Raw genomic sequence first — 22245 nt, forward strand, 5'->3', positions numbered from 1 at the left:
CCCCCTTATTTTAATAACATTCTTCTTATTATTCTCAAAAACGACACAGAATAAGTGATTTCAATCACTACATAGATTTTAATTTATCGCTATTCTTAATTTAGATATTACATTAAAACTTTATGGAGGCATTCATATGGAACATACATTTACTGAAACTTCAATTGTTGGTGAGATTGTTACACAATTTCCGAAAGCTAGTGATCTTTTTAAATCATATAGAATAGATTTTTGTTGTGGCGGTAATAAGCCACTTATTGATGCAATTCATGAAAGAAATTTATCAGCTACTGAAGTGCTTACAGAGTTAAATACGCTTTATCATAATACGAAACGATTAAATGAATCGGAAATTGATTGGAAAAATGCTTCTTATCGTGAATTGATTGATTATGTTATAAATAAGCATCACCGCTATTTAAATGAAGAATTACCACAGTTAAGTCCATATGTGACAAAAGTATTACGTGTTCATGGGGCAAGTCAGCCTCATTTAGCTCAAATTCATAAGCTATTTCATGAACTTAAAATGGAATTAGAACAGCATTTAATTAAAGAAGAAATGGAAGATTTTCCATTAATTTTAGAATTTGAACAAAATCCAACTAATGAAAACTATGCTAAGTTACGTAAAGTAGTAAATGAACTAGAAAATGAGCACAATCATGCTGGAAATATTATAAAAGAACTTCGTAAAGTGACAAATGACTTTACTCCTCCAGAAGGTGCTTGCGGTACTTATCGACTTGTTTACCAACGCCTCGAAGCGCTAGAGTCTGATTTATTTGAGCATATTCATTTAGAAAATAATATTTTATTTCCGCGTGCCATTACGAAAGCATAAATCAAGTGCAGGACATGAGTGTAAATACTTATGGCCTGCTTTTTCGTTTCGCGAAAAATATTCACATCCCCTTCACATAAAACCGAATTTTAACAATTTGTGAATCATTATAAAAATGTGATAAATATCACATCTCCCCCTTATTTGATTTTCTATAATAAAAATATAATCCTTTGTTCAATATTTCACATAAAAAGGGGAAACGAAAATGAAAAAACGTTTAGTTATGATCGGGAATGGTATGGCTGGCATTCGCTGTATGGAAGAAATCTTAAAACATGATAGTGATTCATATGAGATTACTATTTTTGGAGATGAACCGCATCCAAACTACAACCGCATTATGCTCTCTCATGTTTTACAAGGCAAAACAAATATGCAAGATATCATTATGAATGAATACAGTTGGTATGAAGAAAACGAAATAACTTTGTATACGAATGAAAGAGTTCAAAGTATTAACCGAGAAGAAAAAATTATTATTACAGAAAAGAAGCGGACTCTTACATACGACAAGCTCATTATCGCAACAGGTTCTAGTGCTTTTATTTTACCTGTTGAAGGTTCCGCACTTTCTGGTGTAACAGGATTTCGAACTATTGAAGATACACAATTTATGATAGATACCGCTAAAGAAAAGAAAAAGGCCGTTGTCATTGGTGGCGGGTTACTCGGTTTAGAAGCCGCAAGAGGTCTAATTGATTTAGGAATGGACGTACATGTTGTTCATTTAATGCCTAGCTTAATGGAGCAACAACTAGATACGAAAGCAGCTGCTCTTCTGCGTGAAGATTTAGAAGCACAAGGCATGAAGTTTTTAATGGAAAAGAAAACTGTAAAAATTCTTGGTACAGACCATGTTGAGGGCATTCAATTTGAAGATGGTGAAGTTGTAGATTGTGATTTAATCGTAATGGCTGTCGGTATACGCCCAAATACGCAAATAGCAAAAGATGCTGGTCTAATTGTAAATCGCGGTATTGTAGTCAATGACTATATGCTAACAAATGATGAGTCCATTTATGCAGTTGGAGAATGTGCAGAGCATGACGGTATCGCATATGGACTTGTTGCTCCTCTTTATGAACAAGGTGCGATATTAGCAAAACATATAACAAATTTACAAACTGATGGATATTCGGGCAGTATCGTCGGTACACAATTAAAAGTTGCTGGTTGTGATTTATTCTCTGCTGGCCAAATTTATGAAGATGATCAAACGAAAGCAATATCCATCTTTAATGAATGTAAACGTTCCTATAAAAAAGTATTAATTCGTGATAATAAAGTCGTCGGTATCGTTTTATACGGTGATACAGCTGACGGTACCCGCCTCTTTAGCATGTTAAAGAAAGAAGAAGATATACAAGAATATACACCAGCTTCCATTCTTCACAAAGCTGGTGAAGAATGTGAACTTGACGTTGCTACTATGAGTGCGGATGACACAATTTGCGGATGTAATGGTGTTACGAAAGGCACAATCGTTCACGCCATTTTAGAACAGGAGTTAAAGACTTTTGAAGAAGTTAAAGCCTGTACGAAAGCCGCAGGGTCTTGTGGTAAATGTCGTCCGCTTGTAGAACAAGTTTTATCTCATACACTTGGAGATGCTTTTGATGCTTCTGCACAGTCTACCGGTATGTGCGGATGTACACCTTTATCACGTGATGAAGTCGTAGCGGCCATTCATGAGAAAAGTTTAAAATCTCCAAAAGAAGTACGAAACGTTCTTGGTTTTGTACATGAAGATGGATGTTCGAAATGTCGTCCTGCTTTAAACTACTATTTACGTATGGCGATTCCAGAAGAATATGAAGATGATAAATCATCCCGTTTTGTGAATGAAAGAATGAATGGTAACATCCAGCACGATGGTACCTTCTCTGTTATTCCACGTATGTACGGAGGCGTTACAACAGCAGATGATTTAATGAAAATTGCTGAAGTTGCGAAAAAGTACGATGTTCCACTTGTGAAAATTACAGGTGCGAGCCGAATTGGCTTATACGGTGTTAAGAAACAAGATTTACCTAACGTATGGGCTGAATTAAATATGGCTTCTGGATATGCGTATTCAAAATCTCTTCGTAATGTAAAATCATGTGTTGGCTCTCGTTTCTGCCGTTTCGGTACGAAAGATTCATTAGGACTTGGTATGTTGCTTGAACAATCATTAGAAATGGTAGATACACCTCATAAAATGAAGATGGGTGTAACGGGCTGTCCGCGTAACTGTGCGGAAGTACTGACGAAAGATTTTGGCGTTGTTTGTGTCGAAAATGGATACCAACTTTATATTGGCGGAAATGGTGGTACGGAAGTACGCGAAGCTGATTTTGTAATGATTGTCCCTACTGAAGATGATGTCCTTCGCATCGCTACAGCTTACATGCAGTATTATCGTGAAACTGGTATTTATGGAGAGCGTACTGCCTACTGGACAGAACGATTAGGCTTCGATCACATAAAGGAAATACTGCAAGATGCAAATATGGTCACTAAGTTAAATGAACGTTTCCAAAAAGCTCGTGACACATATAAAGAAGCATGGGGACAAGCACTAGAAACGAAATCATTAAAAGCGATGTATGAAGTAGAAACTGTGAAATAAGGAGCTGTGATCTATATGATACAAACGAAAGAAAAAATAAAAGTTATGCGTGCAGAAGACCTTCCTATTCAAATCGGTAAAGAGGTACAAATGAAAGGTATGTCTATCGCCCTATTCCGCCTTTCAAATGGCGATATTCAAGCTGTAGAAAATCGTTGTCCTCATAAAAACGGGCCATTAGCGGAAGGTATTGTATCTGGAGAATTCGTCTTTTGTCCACTACATGATTGGAAAATTTCACTACTAACAGGTGAAGTTCAAAAACCTGATGATGGTTGTATTCAAACGTATGAAGTAGAAGTTATTGACGGAGATATTTATATATACATGTAATTTACAAAAGGAAGCCTCCCCTGGCTTCCTTTTAAATAAAAATAGACGAGGTGCGAATATGAACGGATATGTATATTTAGTTGGTGCAGGACCAGGTGATGAAGGGCTTATTACAAAAAAAGCGATAGAGTGCTTAAATCGTGCAGATATCGTCTTATATGACCGCTTATTAAACCCTTCCTTTCTTAATTATACAAAAGAAACATGTGAACTTATTTATTGCGGAAAAATGCCAAAGAATCATACTATGCGTCAAGAAATGATTAACGCACACCTCCTTCAATTTGCGAAAGAGGGAAAAATCGTAGTCCGCTTAAAAGGCGGAGATCCATCTATTTTTGGCCGTGTTGGTGAAGAAGCAGAGACTTTAGCATCAGCAAATATTCCATATGAAATTGTACCAGGTATTACATCTAGCATCGCCGCTAGTATCTATGCAGGTATTCCCCTCACCCACCGTGACTACAGTAATAGCGTCACTTTATTAACCGGACATGCAAAAGGTCCTTTAACCGACCATGGAAAATATAATTCATCTCACAATAGCGACACAATTGCCTACTACATGGGTATAGAAAACTTACCTACAATTTGTGAAAACTTACTACAAGCAGAAAAAAAAGAAGATACGCCAGTAGCAGTCATTGAATGGGGTACAACTGGTAAACAGCGCGTTGTCACAGGGACACTGTCTACCATTGTTTCTATTGTCAAAAACGAAAATATTTCTAATCCTTCTATGACAATTATTGGTGATGTCGTTTCCTTACGGGATCAGATCGCTTGGAAAGAACGTAAACCATTACACGAGAAAAAAGTTTTATTTGCATCTGCAACGAATAAAACAAGTTCAATGAAGCAAAAGTTACAAGAAGCCGGTGCAGAAATATATCAAATTCCTACTTTCAAAAAGGTAGAATACATATTAACACTTGAACAAATCAATGAAATTTTTAACGTTAATCGTCTTGTTTTTTGTTCAGCTGAAAGTGTAGAAATATTGATGCAATCATGTAGTAAACACCAAAAAGATATTCGTTCTTTACAAGCGCAACTACAACATATGAACGTTGCCACTCAAGAAAAACTTATGCAATATGGGCTACTAAGTAAACAAGCAGAGTTCTCTTCCAATACAACAGTTTATTTAGGACGAAACATTAACCGAATTGCTTTTATACAAGAAAAAATTGGTGCTGGTTCCTATATGATGACTCATGAGTACACAATTGATCATCGCTTCGATGAAATTCATTCACGTATGCTTTCTGAATTCTCATGGGATAGCATTGTATTTGAAGGTCGTGCTTCTATTGATACGTTTCTAGCAGAAATAAAACGCCTTGGCTTTATCAATATTCTTACTCTCCCATTCTCGTATACCGACGTTCCAACTTTATACTATGCAAATAAAGTTGGGTTTCATAACGTAGATCATCAATTACAAGAAACTCTTATGAAGAAAGACATGGTGAGACAATGAAAGGAATTGTATATGTTGGACATGGGAGCCGGCTACAAGAAGGTAATGAACAATTCATTCAATTTATTCAATCTGTTATGAAAGAGCGAAACGAAAGAATTCAAAAAATAGCTTTTCTAGAACTAACGACACCTACTATTTCGGATGCAGTTACAGAAACGATAATAGAGGGAGTAACTGAAATAATGATTGTACCTGTTTTATTATTTGCAGCAGCTCACTATAAACGTGATATTCCTTTTGAAATAGAACAACTACAAAAGAAATATCCACAAATAACATTTTCAGTTGTACCTCCTTTTAGTACACATCCACATATGGTGGAACTTGTAGTGAAAAGAATACGTGAAGCTATGCCAATGCAAAATAGTAGTATTTTACTCGTAGGACGAGGCAGTAGTGATACACAACCGATACATGAGTTACAACTAATCGGAGCAGCTGTCGAACGAAAACTTGGTATGCCAGTATCCTGTTCCTTTTTAACGAAAGGAACTCCCTCTTTTACTGCCGAGCTCAAGGATATAACATCGACTGCGTCCCATGTATATGTCATGCCATACCTTCTCTTTACCGGATTATTACTTCAAAAAATTGAATTGCATACAAAAAAATATAATCATGTTACGACTTGTAACTGTCTTCAGTTTGATACATATATGAAACTAACATTGTTAGAACGAATGGAGGAATGCATATATGTATAACATGTACCCTCTTATGTTTAATCTACAAAATAAAGTCGTTGTTATCATTGGTGGAGGTAAAATTGCATATCGAAAAGCGTCTGGATTAAAAGATACAGGCGCTTTCGTCACTGTTGTCAGCCCAGAAATTTGCGAGGAAATGAAGGAACTTTCTTATATTACTTGGAAGCAAAAAGCTTTTAGTAATGATGATATTAAAGATGCTCACCTTATTTATGCAGCTACAAATCAACACGCTGTAAATATGATGGTCAAACAGGCCGCTCATGATTTCCAGTGGGTTAACGTTGTAAGTGATGGTACAGAATCATCTTTTCACACACCTGGCGTTATAAGAAATAATGAATATGTTGTCACTATTTCAACTTCTGGTAAAGATCCATCATTTACGAAGCGTTTGAAGCAAGAACTAACATCTATATTGCCTAAACTTATAAAAAAGATTTCTCGTACACATAAATTGTAATCTATTTCTTAGTTAAAATAGTAATTACCTTTGGACAAACGTTTTTTAGGGGACGTTTGTTCTTTTTGTTGTAGTTCCGTTCTTTTATTTCACAAGCAATCTATGAAGAAAATAAATGGTGTTTGCAACTTGTAAACAAATAAATTTCATGACAAGTGTAACATTACGAGCAACTCTTTCTATTCAGTTTTTATATTGGATATTCATTCAACCAAATTAGCGCTTGTTCATAATCATCAAAAAACTCCACGGATTCTTTTGTATTGGATTGTTGTAAATACTTCAGTATCTCTCCTTCTTCAAGAAGAAATGCAATTGCCTTACTATGATTCAAAATGGTTTCATTGAAGAACTTATCTTTCCATACTTTTTGAACAGAAAAATGATTTGGGGTATACCCTTTTCTATCCACCAACACTTTGTATTTCCGACCCTCAGAAATAAATTGCTGACAAACCTGCTCAAAATCATTAAACCATTCATACACATCCTCTGTATTAATCTGGCCAATTAGATGGGTAACAATCAAATCTCCTGAAACTATTGTGCTGATATTCTGTTTACTCAACTTTTAATCATCTCCCTTAGTGGCAATTATGCATAAAATTCTTACTTGACACTCCCACCCCATCGCTATCACCCTAAGCTCATATAACTTTAATTATAAGCGAGATTGTGTCTTTTTTTCGCAAGTCTATATGTAAATACTTTAAAGATTTCCATACGAAATAAACCCTAATAAGTTTCTTTTTTTGAATTAAATCACTAGATTTTGAAACATGGTACAATTGTAAACGACACCCAATATATGAAAGACTGCTTTCTTCTCATATCTATAGGACTTCTGTCCATCATTTACCGCCTCAAATCTTTTCGTTTTTGCACGTATATTCAAAACAAAATATATGATAAATAAATAACGACAGTTACTGTAATAATGCTGAAAATTGTTGAAAATAAAACGATTTGTGCATGTAATTCAGGCTCTATTTGATATTCCATAGCAATGGTTGATGTATTTCTTGAAGTAGGAAAAGAACTTGCAATAAATAACGATTGTGCAACAATACCATCGATGTTTAGTATGTATATTACAGCAAGTGCTAATAATGGTCCCATCAGTAACCTTCCAATTAAAGCCCATGTTATGACTCGATGGAAAAAATTAAGTTTAATGTTGGATAATTGCGCCCCTAGCAATATGAGTGCTATTGCAACAAAACCATTCGCAAGCTGATTAAGAGGTAGCAAGATAGAATTAGGTATTTGAATTTTAAAAGATTGAAAGAGAACCCCTAATACGAGCGCATGAAATACAGGCAGTCTTAGAAATGATTGAATAATACCTCCGATTGTTTTTGTTGCTGATAGTAAGTTATATATCCCATATGAATAAGTTAAAAGATTCTGGAAAATCACAATAAAAATCTGAATGGAAACCCCCACTGGATTGTGACTGAAAATCAATTGACTTACTGGTAACCCATAATTACCGGAATTCATTAACGAAATGCTATTTTTTAGAGCTGCACTTTCTCCTTTTTCTAACTTTAATGTTTTTGAAATGAAATGACTTACTATGATCAGACTCAGACTATAAAGCATTAAATAGTATATTATTTGGAGCAACAAACCTGTCTCTATACTAATATCATATATATTCACAAATACAGCCGCTGGCATTAAGCAATAAGTAATAAGTGTAGAAAGCTGCTTTAAGTTAAATTGGAACTTTCTTTGTAATATTGCACCAATTAGCATTAATATTAATATTGGTAATATTACGTCTAGTATAATAAAAACAAACATGTAAAACCTCATTCTAAATATATTTTAGTTGGATTAAACACTTTACTAAATATGAATCACATTTAATCAGTCGGAAAACCCCTTCAATTCTCAATAATCAGAAAAACTTAAACCAATAATATGAAAATGTGCATCAAAAATTCTTATTTCATTTCCCTCTCCTCTCTTTTCTTTAACATACCAAATATAAATCATAAAGAAAATTATGGATTATTTATACAAATTCATAATTTTATCTTATTGACCTAAACTATCTTCTTTATTTTAAGTATACTTTTTCACAATATCCATTAACCTTACCAAAAAATTTGGCCCTAAAAAAATCTGATAATGCAGTTACTATGCGAAGGATACTTGCATCAATCCTATACTTGTCGCTTAAACTACCTAACACACCTGATACTTGTTTATCTTGAGTGGACTTATATTTTTTTCATCTAAACATCCCGATTCAATTAAATATTTGCATTCTAAAAATGAGTTCGATCTTTAGAATAGATTTAAGATTTCCTTAACTAATCTGCCCTTTAATTGAATAACTTTTGACATCTTCATTTTAAAAGCACATTCTTATAGAAAATAAGCGTTTATTGAGAGATCAATAAAAACATGTTGAAGCCTATTACTAAAAGAACCATCCCAAAATACTTTGGGATGGTTCTTTTTCCTTATTAATGATTTTTTAACATCACTAACAGCTTTTCTTGACTATACATCCACACTGTAATGATTAAACAAGCAAGTGCGACTTCTGATAATGCCATAAATCCAATTGCATAATGGCCTGTTAGTTGGAATAGTAATGTTAAAATTAGGGGCGGGAAGAACCCTCCTAGTCCGCCTAAAGCTGAAACGAGTCCATTTACAATACCTGCTTGTTCTGAGAAGTACATTGGAACGAGTTTAAAGATTGTACCATTACCAATGCCTGCACAAAATGCGACTAGTAAGCAACCAAATGTATACACGTTCATACTAGGCATGAATGATAAAATAATACCTGAAAGTGTTAAACCGATAAATACGAAGATTAATATTTTAAATGGATTAAACTTATCGCCGAGCCAACCACCAATCGGACGCATAATTGTTGCGAGTACGATGAATCCTGCAGTTCGCATACCAGCATCTACTTTCTCTAATCCGAAGTGAGATACTAAAAAGTTTGGTAAGTATACTGTAAATGCGACGAATGATCCGAATGTTAAAAAGTAAAAGATACATAAAAACCAAAGTTTCTCATTTTTATATACACCTTTTATTTGTTCCATTAATGGTGTATTCACCTTTTTCTCCTTACGATCACCTAATAAAAAGTTCATAAGTGCAAATGCTGCAAGTAAAACTAAATAACATTGTACTGTCGTTCTCCAGCCAACTGAAGTTGCGATAACAGGCGCTAAAAATGAAGTAATTGCTGTTCCGGCGTTACCGACACCGTAAATACCATTTACAAAACCATGACTCTCTTTCGGAAAGTATTTTGGTAAAGAAGTTACTCCTACAGAGAATACAGCACCACCGATTCCTACAAATAATCCACCAATAATTAAATCCATCATAGAATTGGCAACACTAATATAAAAGACAGGAAGTAATAATAGAATAAAACTAATAAAGAATAATCTTCTTGCTCCGAAACGATTTGTCCAATAACCAATTGGAATGCGAAGAACAGAACCTAAAATAACGGGTACTGCTGTGACCATAGAAATTTGCCCCGCAGTTAATGGGATATCCACTTTAATATAAGGCATTAATGATGATAAAATGACCCATACCATAAAACCTATAATTAGATTAGAAGTTTGTAAACTTAATTGAAAATTAGGACTTTTCATCCTGTTCCCTCCTATGTATGCATATTTATATTCATTCTCTCCAGCCTAATCACGTCGTAACATGATTAAGTCGAAAAGAATCAACCACCACTTACTGGCGGAATTATCGCTATGACATCGCCAGTTTGAATGATGTCATCCTCATTTGCATACTCTTCATTTATAGCTACCATGATTTCATTTGAAATCGCTACGTTGTATTTCTTAATGAGTACCTTCTTTAGTTCAGCAACTGTAATATTTTCACAATCGATTTGTAATGCTGGCTTACTTACTTCTTCTTGTAAATGTGCAAATAATAGTACTTCAATCATATTCTCATCTCCTCTTCAGGCTCACCATTCTCATATGCTACATTCTCTAACTGATCACCAATCCATGATTCACCATCTTCCCAAAATTCTTTCTTCCAAATTGGAACGATTTGTTTTATACGCTCCATAATATATTCGTTCGCCTCATATGCAGCTTTCCGGTGTGGTGTAGAAACAGCGACGACAACAGCAAGATCAGAAATTTGTAATGTACCAATGCGATGTGTAATGGCGACAAATGTCCCAGGCCACCTCTCTCCTACTTCAGTACCAATTCTCTCAAGTTGTTTTTCTGCCATTGTTTTATATGCTACATACTCTAAATGTAGCGTACGACGCCCTTTCGTAAATTCTCTAACAGTACCAACGAAAGTAGTAACTGCGCCGCACTCACGACGAATTACTTTGTTTGTAACTTCCTCAATTGAAATAGGTGTATCAATTACTTCATAATACGTTTGTATCATTTTGCACCTCTTATCTTTGTATAAGTTAGTAATCTATTTTTCTATTATTTGTATGATCGAAGTGGTTCTTCCCACGGCCACTCACTTCCAGCGTTTGATTCTAATAACAGTACCGAAACAGTTATTCCTGCTTCAAATCCTCTCGTTCCTCCTGGCAGGACGATAAATGCGTTCGCCTCTGCAAGTGAAGAAATTGCACTAGATTTATCTAAACCAACTGGTGTAACTTGTAATTGACCATCTACAAATTCCACTCTCCCTCTTACAAAACGAGTAAACGGATTTGCTTTCGAAATGTCTTTCTGTAATATTGCCTCTGCACGATATATGTGCGGATCTTTCCTATGCAAGTATGTTCCAATGACAGGTCGAACAAACAATTCACATCCGACATAACAAGCAGAAGGATTACCAGATAGACCAAATAATAGTTTTCCCTCTAACTCAGCTACAGTTGTCACACTTCCTGGTCGCATCGCTATTTTGTTAAAAAGTACATTAGCTTGTAATCTCTCATAAATAGCCGGTAAATAATCATAGTCTCCTACTGAAACGCCACCAGTTGTAATTAATATATCAACTTCTTTTATCGCTTTTTTTACAGTGTTATAACACGTCTCAAAATTGTCAGCGAATTGCCCATAATACTGTACAATTCCACCTGCTCGTTCAATTTGAGCAGCTACCATATAAGAGTTACTATTTCGAATCTTCCCTGGCTTTAATTGTTCATGTACTTCGAGCAGTTCACTTCCTGTCGTTACAATTCCAATGACTGGCTGTTTTACAACATATACCGTACTATAACCAAACGTAGCAAGAAGCGCTGCAACTCCAGGATTAATAACAGTCCCTTTTTTCACAAGGATGCTATTTTGGTTTACATCTTCTCCTTTAAAAGAAATGTTATCGCCAGAAGAGAAAGAGCGTTTTAATACCATATAAATCTTTTCGTTTTCTTCAAATCCTTCCGTTAGCTCTAACATAACAACCGCATTACACCCTTCCGGAATTGCGGCACCTGTCATAATACGGACAGCTTGAAATGCTTTCACTTCTTCTGTAAAAACAAAGCCTGCTCCAATTTCGCCAATTACTTCAAACTGAATGGGGTTACTACTACTCGCTTCTTTTTTATCTTCCGCTCGAATCGCAAACCCGTCGTACGGAGAGCGATCAAAATGCGGAACATCATGATCTGCAATAACATCTTCTCCAAGTGTTCTACCGTAGCTTTCTATAAGAGAAACCTTTTCTATTTCACCTTGGTAAGCATATTCCATTACACGTGCAACTGCTTCTGCCACTGGAATTGGTATACGTTTTTCTAACATTCTTTTTTCACCTCGTTTTAATAAGGGGCAACTCTCTTTCTGTTCATCCTATATATTTTGCGTATAATCGTTTTGCTATTTTCACATCATTTGTTCCATGAATAAATGCCCTACCGTCTGTAAATAAAACGAAACGATATTCATCAATTAGAAATGATAGTAAGTAAGGCGTTTTTTGGACAAGTACACTTTTTTGTAATCGTTTTTGAACTTCCTCTAAATGAAGAACACGTTTTATCCCTGGACGGATTTGAACCGTATTCCGTCCACATAGCACTTCCGTTTTCATCTGTGCTTCAAATGTTAAACTTGGATACGTGCGTGTATTTCCACAAGATGGACATGTATTTTTCTTCTGTCTATTTACTTTTAATGAGAGATATTGATTGTTCCAAATATCAAATGATAACATTGTCCCTCTTAATGATTCATAATCATCCACCAATATTTTCATCGCCTCTGTAACTTGGTGAGCAACAACCATTTGTACAGCTGGCTGAATGATTCCGGCTGTATCGCATGTTGCACCGCCCATAGGATGATCCATTAGACAGCGAAAACATGGTGTTTTCCCAGGAAGAATTGTATACGTTACACCGTAACTCCCAATGCATCCGCCATATATCCAAGGTATATTTTCTTTTTGTGAAATGTCATTTATAAGTAGACGCGTATCGAAATTGTCAGTCGCATCTAATATGAGATCCACATCTTTTGTTAACTCTTCTATTTCTCGCATTGTGACATCTGTTACAACTGGTACAATTTCCACTTCAGAATTAATCTTTCTTACATGTTCTGCTGCTGCAATTGCTTTTGGTTTACACTGCTGCGCATCTTCTTCTGTATATAACTGCTGCCGCTGTAAATTACTCCATTCGACGTAGTCACGATCAGCAATTGTCAATTTCCCAATTCCCATCCTAGCAAGTGCTTCTGCATTCGCAGCTCCTAGCGCACCCGCACCGATTAGGAGCACATGCTTTTCTCTTATTTTTCTTTGTCCCATTTCACCAATTCCAGAAAACAACACTTGTCTTGAATAACGCTCTTGCATAAGAAATCCTCCTTTCACTATCCACCAATGTAAGACATTTCAACTTTTGGACGTTTACTTGTATTCTCAACCGTTCTTTCATCTGAATATCGATCTGTTCTATATCGCCATGTATCATTTAAAATTTTTAATAGTGATGCATCAGAAATATTTTCTCGAAGAAGCGTTCGCAAATCCGTTCCTTTCGCTCCAAATAGGCACGTGAAAAACTTGCCGTCTGCCGAAATACGAGCTCTCGTACAAGAAGAACAAAATGACTCAGAAACAGAAGTAATAAATCCAACTTCTGCATTACTCCCTACATATCGATACAATTTCGCAACCTCTCCAAAATAACGAGGCTGAGCGGGCTCAATTGGATATACACGATTAATTTTCTCTATTAATTGTTCCTTCGTAATGACTTCTTCAAAATTCCATCCGTTTGTACTACCTACATCCATAAACTCAATGAAACGGAGCTGAATTTCTTTTTCTTTAAAATAACGAGCCATATGAAGAATTTGACTATCATTCATCCCTTTTTTTACGACCATATTTACCTTTACTTCTAATCCAGCAGCATTTGCTGCTTCTATTCCTTTCAGTACAGGTTTTGTACTTACATTTCTTCCGTTAATTTTTTTGAAGACATGGTCCTCTATCGCATCTAAACTAATATTTACACGTTTTAATCCCGCGTCTTTTAGCGCCTTAGCTTGTTTTGCTAAATGAATTCCGTTTGTTGTGAGTCCGATGTCTTTTAAGCCTTCTAGATTTGTAAGTCTTGCAATTAATTTCGGTAAGTCTTTACGCAATAAAGGTTCACCGCCAGTAAGCCTAATTTTATTAACTCCCATACTTATAAATAATCTCGCTAACCTTTCTATTTCATTAAATGTTAATAAACACTCTTCCTGTAAAAAAGCATAATCAGGTCCGAACACTTCAGCAGGCATACAATATGTGCACCTAAAATTACAACGATCAATAACTGAAATGCGTAAATCTTGAAGTGGCCGCTTTAAAGAATCTTTCATGTTCTCGTGCATCTATATCCCTTCTTTTCTGCTGCAATCCTTAGTAAGCTTTCATTTTTTTATTTGCCTTCATTATAAAAAAGAAGCTACATATTCAATGTGACTTTTCTCACATCACTTTCCCCATTCAAAAAGTTTTCACAAATCCGTTCGCATTTTGTTCACATCTTTAGCCACTCCTCCTTACGGTCATTGAAATTTCAATTTATTTTTAAATAGCTCTTGCATTTTCATCATACTTACACTCAAAATAGGAAATGTATTGCTTATAAGAAGAAAGGTGATCACTGTGGCAAACAGTATGACATTATCTCAAGATTTAAAAGAATTACTTGCATCTGTTGAATATAAAATGCAGATAAAAAAAGGTAGTTTTATTTTTCAAGAAGGTATGGAGGCAACAGAACTCTATATCATTCACTCAGGAAAAGTACAAATTAGTAAACTTAGTGCTGACGGACAAGAATTAACACTTCGAATTTGTTCGGAATATGACATTATTGGAGAATTAACATTGTTCACGGATAATGCAAAATATTTATTAAACTCAAAATGTCTTGAAGATGTTGAAGTAGGTGTAATAAAACGTGAAGCGTTAGAAAAAGCATTACTCCAAAAACCCGCTCTTGTATTTGAATTTATGAAATGGATTAGTGAACATTTAAGAAGAATGCAAACGAAGTTCCGAGATTTAGTATTACACGGCAAAAAAGGTGCCCTGTACTCTACTCTTATACGAATGACAAATAGTTACGGTGTATTAAAAGAAAATGGTATTCTCATCGATTTACCATTAACGAATCAAGAACTCGCTAATTTCTGTGCAACTTCACGTGAAAGTGTAAATCGAATGTTAAATGAATTAAAAAAGCAAGGTACAATTTCAATTCATAAAGGAAAGATTACAATCCACGATTTACAATTTTTAAAATGTGAAATTGCTTGTGAAGATTGCTCTGCTTCTGTTTGTAGCATTGATTAGCATCTTATTTAGATGCTAATCTTTTTTCAATTTAAACTACTTATTAACGTTTATTCCCTATGTAAACAAAAACGAGGCCTTCCATATTAGACCTCGTTTCGTTTTAACCATTAGCTCCTATCCGTTTACAGCAGTATTATTTTTTCAACTCATTAGGAATACGTCTTCTGTAAATCACATAACTACGGCTTACATATTTAATTGGGGCACTAAATACATGTACAAGTCTTGTAAATGGCCACACTGCGAAAAGCCCCATCCCTGCGAGAATGTGAATTTTAAACCATATTGGTACTTCCATCATATATTCAACTTTCGGTTGGAAAATAAAGAGACTTCGGAACCAAGGGCCAATCGTTGTACGATAATCAAATCCTTTTGAATCGATATTTAAAAATGTTGAAGAAAGTCCTGCTAGCATTACGATAAGTAATAAAATAAGCGCAATATAATCTCCCTTTGTACTCGTTGCAATGATACGTTTTACAGTTACGCGGCGGTACGTTAATATAATTAAACCGATAATAGAAGCAACACCTGCCGGAAGTCCGAAACTAATTGCTACTACATGATACATATGCTCAGAGATACCTATTGAACGGTATACAGCTTCTGGAATTAAAATTCCCATAACATGACCGCCAATTACGAACATGATCCCAAAGTGGAATAATAGACTCCCGACCCGGAGCATCTTCTTTTCTAATAGTTCACTAGATTTTGATGTCCATCCAAATTGATCATAGTTGTATCTAAAAATATGTCCACCGATAAAGATTGCAAAAATGATATAGGGAAACAATACCCATAGAAATTGATCCATCATTTTAACAACTCTCCTTTCTAATTTGTCTGTACACCCCATGTTTCGATAGCGAGTAGAACAGCCGCAAGAATTGGTTCATACATACTGTCTGCTTCTTTTAATTGAACGTGTAACGCTTGTATATTCTCCGTGTATTTACTCATAATTGGTTCACTGTCTATCTCATTTGCATTTGCAAAGAACTCAAGCAATAGCGGTAAATAATCAGGTAATTCTTTATCTGTTACTTCAAAACCAGATTTTTTATAATGCTGTTTTAACTCCAGTAATTCAATACCTCTTTCTCTTTGTTCACCAGTGTTCATATAAGTAAGATACATATTTGTTTTCTTACCAAAATCGAATGTATATACGTAACTATCAATGAGTTGATCATTCGTTTTATTTAGCACTTGCTTTATAAAGGCTGTAAGTGACGCTTTAACGTCTTCCTGTTTTATTGTTTCAACCTCTTCTTGCAATTCAGTTACAGCTTCTCTCCACCCTAGTTCAGGATAGGAGAGAAGAAAAGAAGAACAAGAAAAAGCTGTTTGTAAACTTTGTCTCATAATTTTCTGCCCCCTTTATTTAAGAAATTGTCATACAAGAGCCTGGACCACCTGTGAATGATAAACCACAGCTTCCTTGTTCGCTATATAAATCTGCCACTTGTTCACGGTGAGATGTCGGAATAACGAAGCGATCTTTATATTTCGCAATGGCAAGAAGACGATACATATCTTCTACATCCTGTTTCGTTAAACCAAGTTCTTTTAATACAGCTTCATTTGGCTCTTTATTAATTTGCAGTGCTCTCATATATGTTCGCATAACAGCCATTTTTTTCAATGTAAGACGAATGTGTGATTCATCCCCTGCAGTGAGTAAATTCGCTAAATATTGAATTGGAATACGCATATTATCAATTGCAGGGAAAACCTCTTCTGCTTGCCAGTTACTACCTTTCCCTTCCACCATGTTCATAATTGGGCTAAGCGGAGGGATATACCAAACCATCGGCATTGTACGATACTCCGGGTGAAGAGGCAGAGCAATTTTCCAATCGATAATCATTTTATAGATAGGTGACTGTTGTGCTGCTTTAATCCATTCTTCAGGAATGCCTTGTTTTTTCGCTTCAGCTGCTATTTCTGGATCATTTGGATCTAGGAAAACAGTAAGCTGCGATTCATATAAATCTTTTTCGTCTTCAGCAGAAGCTGCTTCTTTTACTTTATCAGCGTCATATAGCATTACTCCAATATACCTGATACGTCCTACACATGTTTCTGAACAAATTGTTGGCATACCAGCTTCAATACGTGGGAAGCACATTGTACATTTTTCAGCTTTATTCGTTTGCCAGTTAAAATACACTTTTTTATATGGACAAGATGATACGCAGAATCTCCATGCGCGACATGCATTTTGATCTACAAGAACAATTCCATCTTCTTCACGCTTATACATCGCACCAGATGGACAAGATGATACGCAAGATGGATTCATACAATGTTCACATATGCGTGGTAAATACATCATAAAGACGTTTTCAAAATCTGTTTTAATTTCTTCTTCCATTTTCTTTACGTTTGGATCTTGCAATCCAGTTATATGTCCGCCTGCTAAGTCATCTTCCCAGTTTGGACCCCATTCAATTTTGTCGATAAATTCGCCTGTAATTGCTGATTTCGGACGAGCAACTGGCTGATGCTTACGCTGCGGACTATTTGTTAACGTTTCATAATCATAGTTCCAAGGTTCAAAGTAATCATCAATCGTTGGTTGATCTGGATTGTGGAAAATATTCATAAGACGTTTCATTTTCGAACCGGATTTTAGCTGAATTTCACCATTTTTCAATTCCCAGCCGCCTTTATATTTCTCCTGATCTTCCCATTGTTTCGGATAACCAATACCTGGTTTCGTTTCTACGTTATTGAAATACATATATTCAGCACCTGGACGATTTGTCCAGGTGTTTTTGCATGTTACGCTACAAGTATGACAGCCGATGCATTTATCTAGGTTCATTACCATTCCGACTTGTGCTTTAATCTTCAAGCCAATCTACCTCCTTCAGTTTACGAATTACAACATTTAAATCACGCTGGTTCCCAGTTGGACCATAATAGTTAAATCCATAACTTAATTGACCATATCCACCAATCATATGTGTCGGTTTTACGTGAATTCGAGTTGGACTATTATGCGTTCCCCCGCGATTACTTGTTAATTTCGTACCAGGTACGTTAATGTGACGATCTTGCGCATGATGCATAAATGCCATTCCTCTCGGTATACGGTGCGTTACAACAGCACGCGCTACAACAACACCGTTACGATTAAAGCACTCAATCCAATCATTATCTGCAACACCCGCTTCAGCAGCGTCCTCTTTATTCATCCAAACAGTTGGACCACCTCTAAATAGCGTTAACATCGGTAATGAATCGAAGTACATACTATGAATCGACCACTTATTATGCGGTGTTAAATAGTTTAATGTAATTTCTTTCCCTTCTACTTCAGGTCGTGATTTACGGAACGGTTTATGTTGCAGAATTGGTTTAAATGTTGCCATCGTTTCACCAAATTCTTTCATCATGTCATGGTCTAAGTAGAAAGATTGTCGACCAGTTATCGTTCTCCAAGGGATGAGACGTTCCACATTTGTTGTAAACGGTGAGTAACGTCGTCCACCTTTTTCTGAACCTGTAAAGGCCGGAGAAGTAATTACTGTTTTCGGTTGTGCTGTAATTTGTTCGAATGTAAAGCATTCTTCTTCACGTTCTTCTGCTAAATCACGTAGTTTTAAATCTGTTTGTTTTTCAAGTGCTTCCCATGCTTTTACTGCCATATGACCGTTTGTTGTAGAAGATAGTGTTAATACCGCTTCAGCAGCATTGATTGCTTCTTTGATGTCTGGACAACCTTTCGCGATAGAATCCGTTCGAACGACTCCTAATTTGCTCTTTAATTGCTCATACTCTTTTTCTGCTGACCAAGAGATCCCTTTCGTACCAATCGGTTGTTTTCCGGCATTTGGTCCAAGCGCAGTCATTTTGTCATAAATCGTTTTATAATCCCTTTCAACAACGTGAATTTGTGGCATCGTTTTACCTGGAATCGGTTCACACTCGCCTTTACTCCAGTCTTTAATTTTGCCAAGTGGTTGCGCTAATTCTTGCGGTGTATCATGAAGAAGCGGTGTTGCCACAACTTCTTTCATTGGTTCAAGATCGATTTTCTTCGCTAAATCAGACACTGCTTTAGAAAGAGAAGTGAAAATATCCCAGTCAGAGCGCGCTTCCCACGGTGAACCGATTGCCGGATTAAATGGATGTACAAATGGATGCATATCTGTACTGCTTAAATCGTGTTTTTCGTACCAAGTTGAAGCAGGTAAGACGATATCAGAATACAGTGCTGTTCCAGCCATACGGAAATCTAAATTAATGAGTAAATCAAGCTTCCCTTCTGGCGCTTCTTCATGCCACTTTATTTCTTCTGGTCGTAATGAATCACTGTCGTCATTCATTAACCCGTTTGTTGTACCTAATAAATGTTTTAAGAAATATTCATGTCCTTTACCAGAACTCGAAATTAAATTCGCACGCCATACGAATAAGTTGCGCGGGAAGTTGTTTTTGTTATCTGGATCTTCAATCGCAAATTTCAGTTCTTTTTCTTTTAATTTTTGTGCAACGTATTTTCCGATTTCTTCTTGCGTTGTTGCACCAGCAGCAACAGCCTCTTTATATAATTCAATTCCATTTTTCTCAAATGTTGGATAAGAAGGTAACCAGCCAAGTCGTGCAGCTAATACGTTGTAATCACCGTGATGTTGATAACGAGAGTTACCTTCAACTGGTGACGCTAAATGTCCAACAGGTGTATCTTCATAACGCCATTGATCTGTTACGAAATAGAAGAAGGATGTACCGTTTTGTAATTTCGGTGGACCTTGCCAATCTTTTGCCATCGCGATTGTTTGCCATCCTTCTGCTGGTCTTAATTTTTCTTGACCAACATAATGAGCCCAACCACCGCCGTTTACACCTTGTGCTCCAACGAGAAGAACAAGATTTAAAACGGCGCGATAAATCGTATCAGAGTTAAACCAATGGTTAATACCCGCTCCGACAATTATCATTGAGCGACCATTCGTATCAACAGCATTTTGTGCGAACTCACGAGCGATTTGAATAATAAGCTCACGTTTTACTCCTGTCATTTTCTCTTGCCATGCAGGTGTAAACGGTATGTCATCATTGAAGTCTTTCGGTTCTTGTCCGCCAAGCCCTCGGTTCACACCGTAATTTGCTAACGTTAAGTCGTATACAGTTGTAACGAACAATTCGCCCTCTTCTGTCATAACCTTTTTCACTGGAATTGTACGTTCTAATATTTTGTTTCCATCATCAGAGAAGTACGGAATTTGTACAGTTTGAACACTATCCTCCATTCCAAGTAAAGAAAGACGTGGATCAATCTTTTCACCTGTTTCTTCATCTTCTAAACGCAAGTTCCATTTCTTTTCATTATCCCAACGTGACCCCATTGTGCCGTGAGGTGTTGCAAAATCATTCGTATTCTCGTTCCAAAGAACAGGTTTCCATTCCCCTAACTTCGTTTCTCGTCCAATATCAGAAGCATTTAAGAACCGATCAGCAACGAATTGATCTCCTTTTTGTTTCAATGTGACAAAGAAAGGAAAATCAGTATATTGCTTCGCATACTTTGTGAAATATTCCACTTGATTATCCACGTAAAATTCTTGTAAGATTACGTGTCCCATTGCCATCGCAAGTGCACCGTCTGTACCTTGTTTCACACTAATCCAATCATCCGCAAACTTTGTTGATTCAGCGAAATCAGGACTGACAGAAACGACTTTCGTTCCTTTATATCGAACCTCTGCTAAAAAGTGTGCATCTGGTGTTCTCGTCATTGGTACATTTGAACCCCATGTCATAATGTAACCAGAGTTATACCAGTCACTACTTTCTGGTACATCTGTTTGATCGCCCCAAATTTGAGGAGAAGCTGGTGGTAAATCCGCATACCAATCATAGAAGCTAAGCATCGGTCCACCCATAAGTTGCATAAAGCGACTACCAGCAGCATGACTTAACATCGACATAGCTGGAATTGGTGAAAAGCCAACATTTCGGTCTGGACCGTATTTCATTACTGTGTACAGTAATGAAGCTGAAACGAGTTGTAACACTTCATCCCAATTCGCACGAATGAATCCCCCTTTACCACGCGCCTGCTTATACGTACGTGCCTTTTCACGGTTTTCCACAATGCTTTTCCAAGCCTCTAATGGTGACTCGTTATTTTGCAATTCTTCTTGCCACATATTCCAAAGAACACCACGTACATACGGGTATTTCACACGAAGTGGACTATAAATGTACCAAGAAAAACTCGCTCCACGTGGGCATCCTCGCGGTTCAAAATCTGGCATATCAGGACCTGTAGTCGGATAGTTAAGCTCCTGCCCTTCCCAAGTTACAATTCCATCTTTCACATATATATTCCAGCTACATGAACCAGTACAGTTCACGCCGTGTGTAGAACGAATTACTTTATCATGCTGCCAACGCTTTCTGTACACATTTTCCCATTCGCGATCTTCATATGTTTCTTGTGTATGATTATCGTTATAACGATCTATTGGCGAAAAATATTTTAAACGTCTCATTAGTGCTGAAGTTTTTTTCTTCATACTGTTCACTCCTTTAATACGTCTCTCTTACATACCCTTACTATAAGAGAGGTTGTAAAATACAGATGTGACATTTCGCACAGTTCAAGAGATTGTCAAAAATTCAGTAGAAAATAAGTTTGTGAGAAAATCTTTTGTTCCGTTGTGAAGATTATGGTTAATCTTAATTATTAGGAGAATGCTATTTTGAGGTATCGACTATTTCGCAAAAGAAAAAGAGTTTTGATATTATTTCAAAACTGCCATAAGGAAAAGAGTATAAATTGTATGTAAAAAAATTTTTCCCAATGTTATTATTTTATATCGAGTCTGATTTTACATAAAACTACAAATCATTATTTACTGTATTGCCCTTAGTTACGGAAACAATTATACTAGATGTAATCGAAATAAATAATCTGAATATTCTCAGAATTTAAGGTAGAAGTTTTAC

At 36.1% G+C, this 22245-nt stretch carries 19 protein-coding genes and 1 pseudogene; 7 read left to right on the forward strand and 13 right to left on the reverse strand.

From position 1 onward, the window contains the following. Positions 1-136: 136 nt before the first annotated feature. The 6 genes from ric to GBN78_RS08080 all read left to right on the forward strand — a co-directional run bounded on the left by ric (position 137) and on the right by GBN78_RS08080 (position 6447). Positions 137-844 carry an iron-sulfur cluster repair di-iron protein gene (gene ric / locus GBN78_RS08055; RefSeq protein ID WP_000401361.1) on the forward strand — a complete coding sequence of 236 codons (708 nt, stop codon included), beginning with the start codon at positions 137-139 and terminating at the stop codon, positions 842-844. Between the two features lie 208 nt (positions 845-1052). Continuing rightward, a complete protein-coding gene (nirB, locus tag GBN78_RS08060) occupies positions 1053-3458 on the forward strand; it encodes an NADPH-nitrite reductase large subunit (protein WP_071732582.1) in 2406 nt (801 codons plus the stop codon). A 15-nt stretch (positions 3459-3473) separates the two neighbouring features. Then, positions 3474-3791, forward strand: a complete 318-nt coding sequence (nirD, locus tag GBN78_RS08065; RefSeq protein WP_000616684.1) for a nitrite reductase small subunit NirD — start codon at positions 3474-3476, stop codon at positions 3789-3791. Between the two features lie 58 nt (positions 3792-3849). Continuing rightward, positions 3850-5274 carry a uroporphyrin-III C-methyltransferase gene (locus GBN78_RS08070; RefSeq protein WP_152127164.1) on the forward strand — a complete coding sequence of 475 codons (1425 nt, stop codon included), beginning with the start codon at positions 3850-3852 and terminating at the stop codon, positions 5272-5274. Further along, entirely contained in the window at positions 5271-5981 is a 711-nt protein-coding gene (locus tag GBN78_RS08075; RefSeq protein WP_000676474.1) for a sirohydrochlorin chelatase, read from the forward strand. Before GBN78_RS08070 ends, GBN78_RS08075 begins: the two co-directional genes overlap by 4 nt. Then, positions 5974-6447 carry a precorrin-2 dehydrogenase gene (locus GBN78_RS08080; RefSeq protein ID WP_000282595.1) on the forward strand — a complete coding sequence of 158 codons (474 nt, stop codon included), beginning with the start codon at positions 5974-5976 and terminating at the stop codon, positions 6445-6447. Before GBN78_RS08075 ends, GBN78_RS08080 begins: the two co-directional genes overlap by 8 nt. 190 nt (positions 6448-6637) lie before the next feature. Here the strand turns inward: GBN78_RS08080 and GBN78_RS08085 are convergent, their stop codons facing one another. From GBN78_RS08085 to moaA, 9 genes and pseudogenes are all read right to left on the reverse strand, one after another. Beyond that, a complete protein-coding gene (locus GBN78_RS08085) occupies positions 6638-7015 on the reverse strand; it encodes an STAS/SEC14 domain-containing protein (protein WP_000043364.1) in 378 nt (125 codons plus the stop codon). A 323-nt stretch (positions 7016-7338) separates the two neighbouring features. Next, positions 7339-8256 (reverse strand): AEC family transporter, encoded by a 918-nt coding sequence (locus GBN78_RS08090; RefSeq protein ID WP_000497508.1) that lies wholly within the window; start codon positions 8254-8256, stop codon positions 7339-7341. A gap of 304 nt (positions 8257-8560) precedes the next feature. After that, a pseudogene (locus GBN78_RS30980) lies at positions 8561-8689 on the reverse strand (PspC domain-containing protein); the annotation flags it as partial. A 238-nt stretch (positions 8690-8927) separates the two neighbouring features. Further along, complete coding sequence (gene narK / locus GBN78_RS08100) at positions 8928-10097, reverse strand: nitrate transporter NarK (protein ID WP_152127166.1); 1170 nt, start codon at positions 10095-10097, stop codon at positions 8928-8930. A gap of 80 nt (positions 10098-10177) precedes the next feature. Next, positions 10178-10411, reverse strand: coding sequence for a molybdopterin converting factor subunit 1 (moaD, locus tag GBN78_RS08105; protein WP_000573681.1), 234 nt, complete (start codon positions 10409-10411; stop codon positions 10178-10180). Next, entirely contained in the window at positions 10408-10878 is a 471-nt protein-coding gene (locus GBN78_RS08110) for a molybdenum cofactor biosynthesis protein MoaE (protein WP_000616829.1), read from the reverse strand. The genes moaD and GBN78_RS08110 overlap by 4 nt, the downstream gene beginning before the upstream one ends. 44 nt (positions 10879-10922) lie before the next feature. Then, positions 10923-12212, reverse strand: coding sequence for a molybdopterin molybdotransferase MoeA (locus tag GBN78_RS08115; protein WP_071732580.1), 1290 nt, complete (start codon positions 12210-12212; stop codon positions 10923-10925). Between the two features lie 43 nt (positions 12213-12255). Beyond that, positions 12256-13269: a molybdopterin-synthase adenylyltransferase MoeB gene (locus GBN78_RS08120; protein ID WP_001158128.1), complete on the reverse strand. Its 1014-nt coding sequence runs from the start codon at positions 13267-13269 to the stop codon at positions 12256-12258. 17 nt (positions 13270-13286) lie between these two features. Beyond that, complete coding sequence (moaA, locus tag GBN78_RS08125; RefSeq protein ID WP_000545029.1) at positions 13287-14300, reverse strand: GTP 3',8-cyclase MoaA; 1014 nt, start codon at positions 14298-14300, stop codon at positions 13287-13289. A gap of 277 nt (positions 14301-14577) precedes the next feature. Between moaA and GBN78_RS08130 the strand changes: the two genes are divergently transcribed. Continuing rightward, positions 14578-15270 (forward strand): Crp/Fnr family transcriptional regulator, encoded by a 693-nt coding sequence (locus tag GBN78_RS08130; RefSeq protein ID WP_000013866.1) that lies wholly within the window; start codon positions 14578-14580, stop codon positions 15268-15270. Positions 15271-15406: 136 nt separating this feature from the next. On the opposite strand, the gene narI is transcribed toward GBN78_RS08130, so the two are convergent. The 4 genes from narI to GBN78_RS08150 are packed head-to-tail and all read right to left on the reverse strand — an operon-like array spanning position 15407 to position 21812. Then, positions 15407-16096, reverse strand: a complete 690-nt coding sequence (gene narI, locus GBN78_RS08135) for a respiratory nitrate reductase subunit gamma (RefSeq protein ID WP_000969225.1) — start codon at positions 16094-16096, stop codon at positions 15407-15409. 17 nt (positions 16097-16113) lie between these two features. After that, positions 16114-16644 carry a nitrate reductase molybdenum cofactor assembly chaperone gene (narJ, locus tag GBN78_RS08140; RefSeq protein ID WP_001249925.1) on the reverse strand — a complete coding sequence of 177 codons (531 nt, stop codon included), beginning with the start codon at positions 16642-16644 and terminating at the stop codon, positions 16114-16116. Positions 16645-16663: 19 nt separating this feature from the next. After that, positions 16664-18139: a nitrate reductase subunit beta gene (narH, locus tag GBN78_RS08145; RefSeq protein ID WP_152127168.1), complete on the reverse strand. Its 1476-nt coding sequence runs from the start codon at positions 18137-18139 to the stop codon at positions 16664-16666. Further along, entirely contained in the window at positions 18129-21812 is a 3684-nt protein-coding gene (locus GBN78_RS08150; RefSeq protein ID WP_065223588.1) for a nitrate reductase subunit alpha, read from the reverse strand. The genes narH and GBN78_RS08150 overlap by 11 nt, the downstream gene beginning before the upstream one ends. Between the last annotated feature and the right edge of the window lie 433 nt (positions 21813-22245).

The sequence above is a fragment of the Bacillus sp. B2-WWTP-C-10-Post-4 genome (genome assembly GCF_009183805.1).
Taxonomy (GTDB): domain Bacteria; phylum Bacillota; class Bacilli; order Bacillales; family Bacillaceae_G; genus Bacillus_A; species Bacillus_A cereus.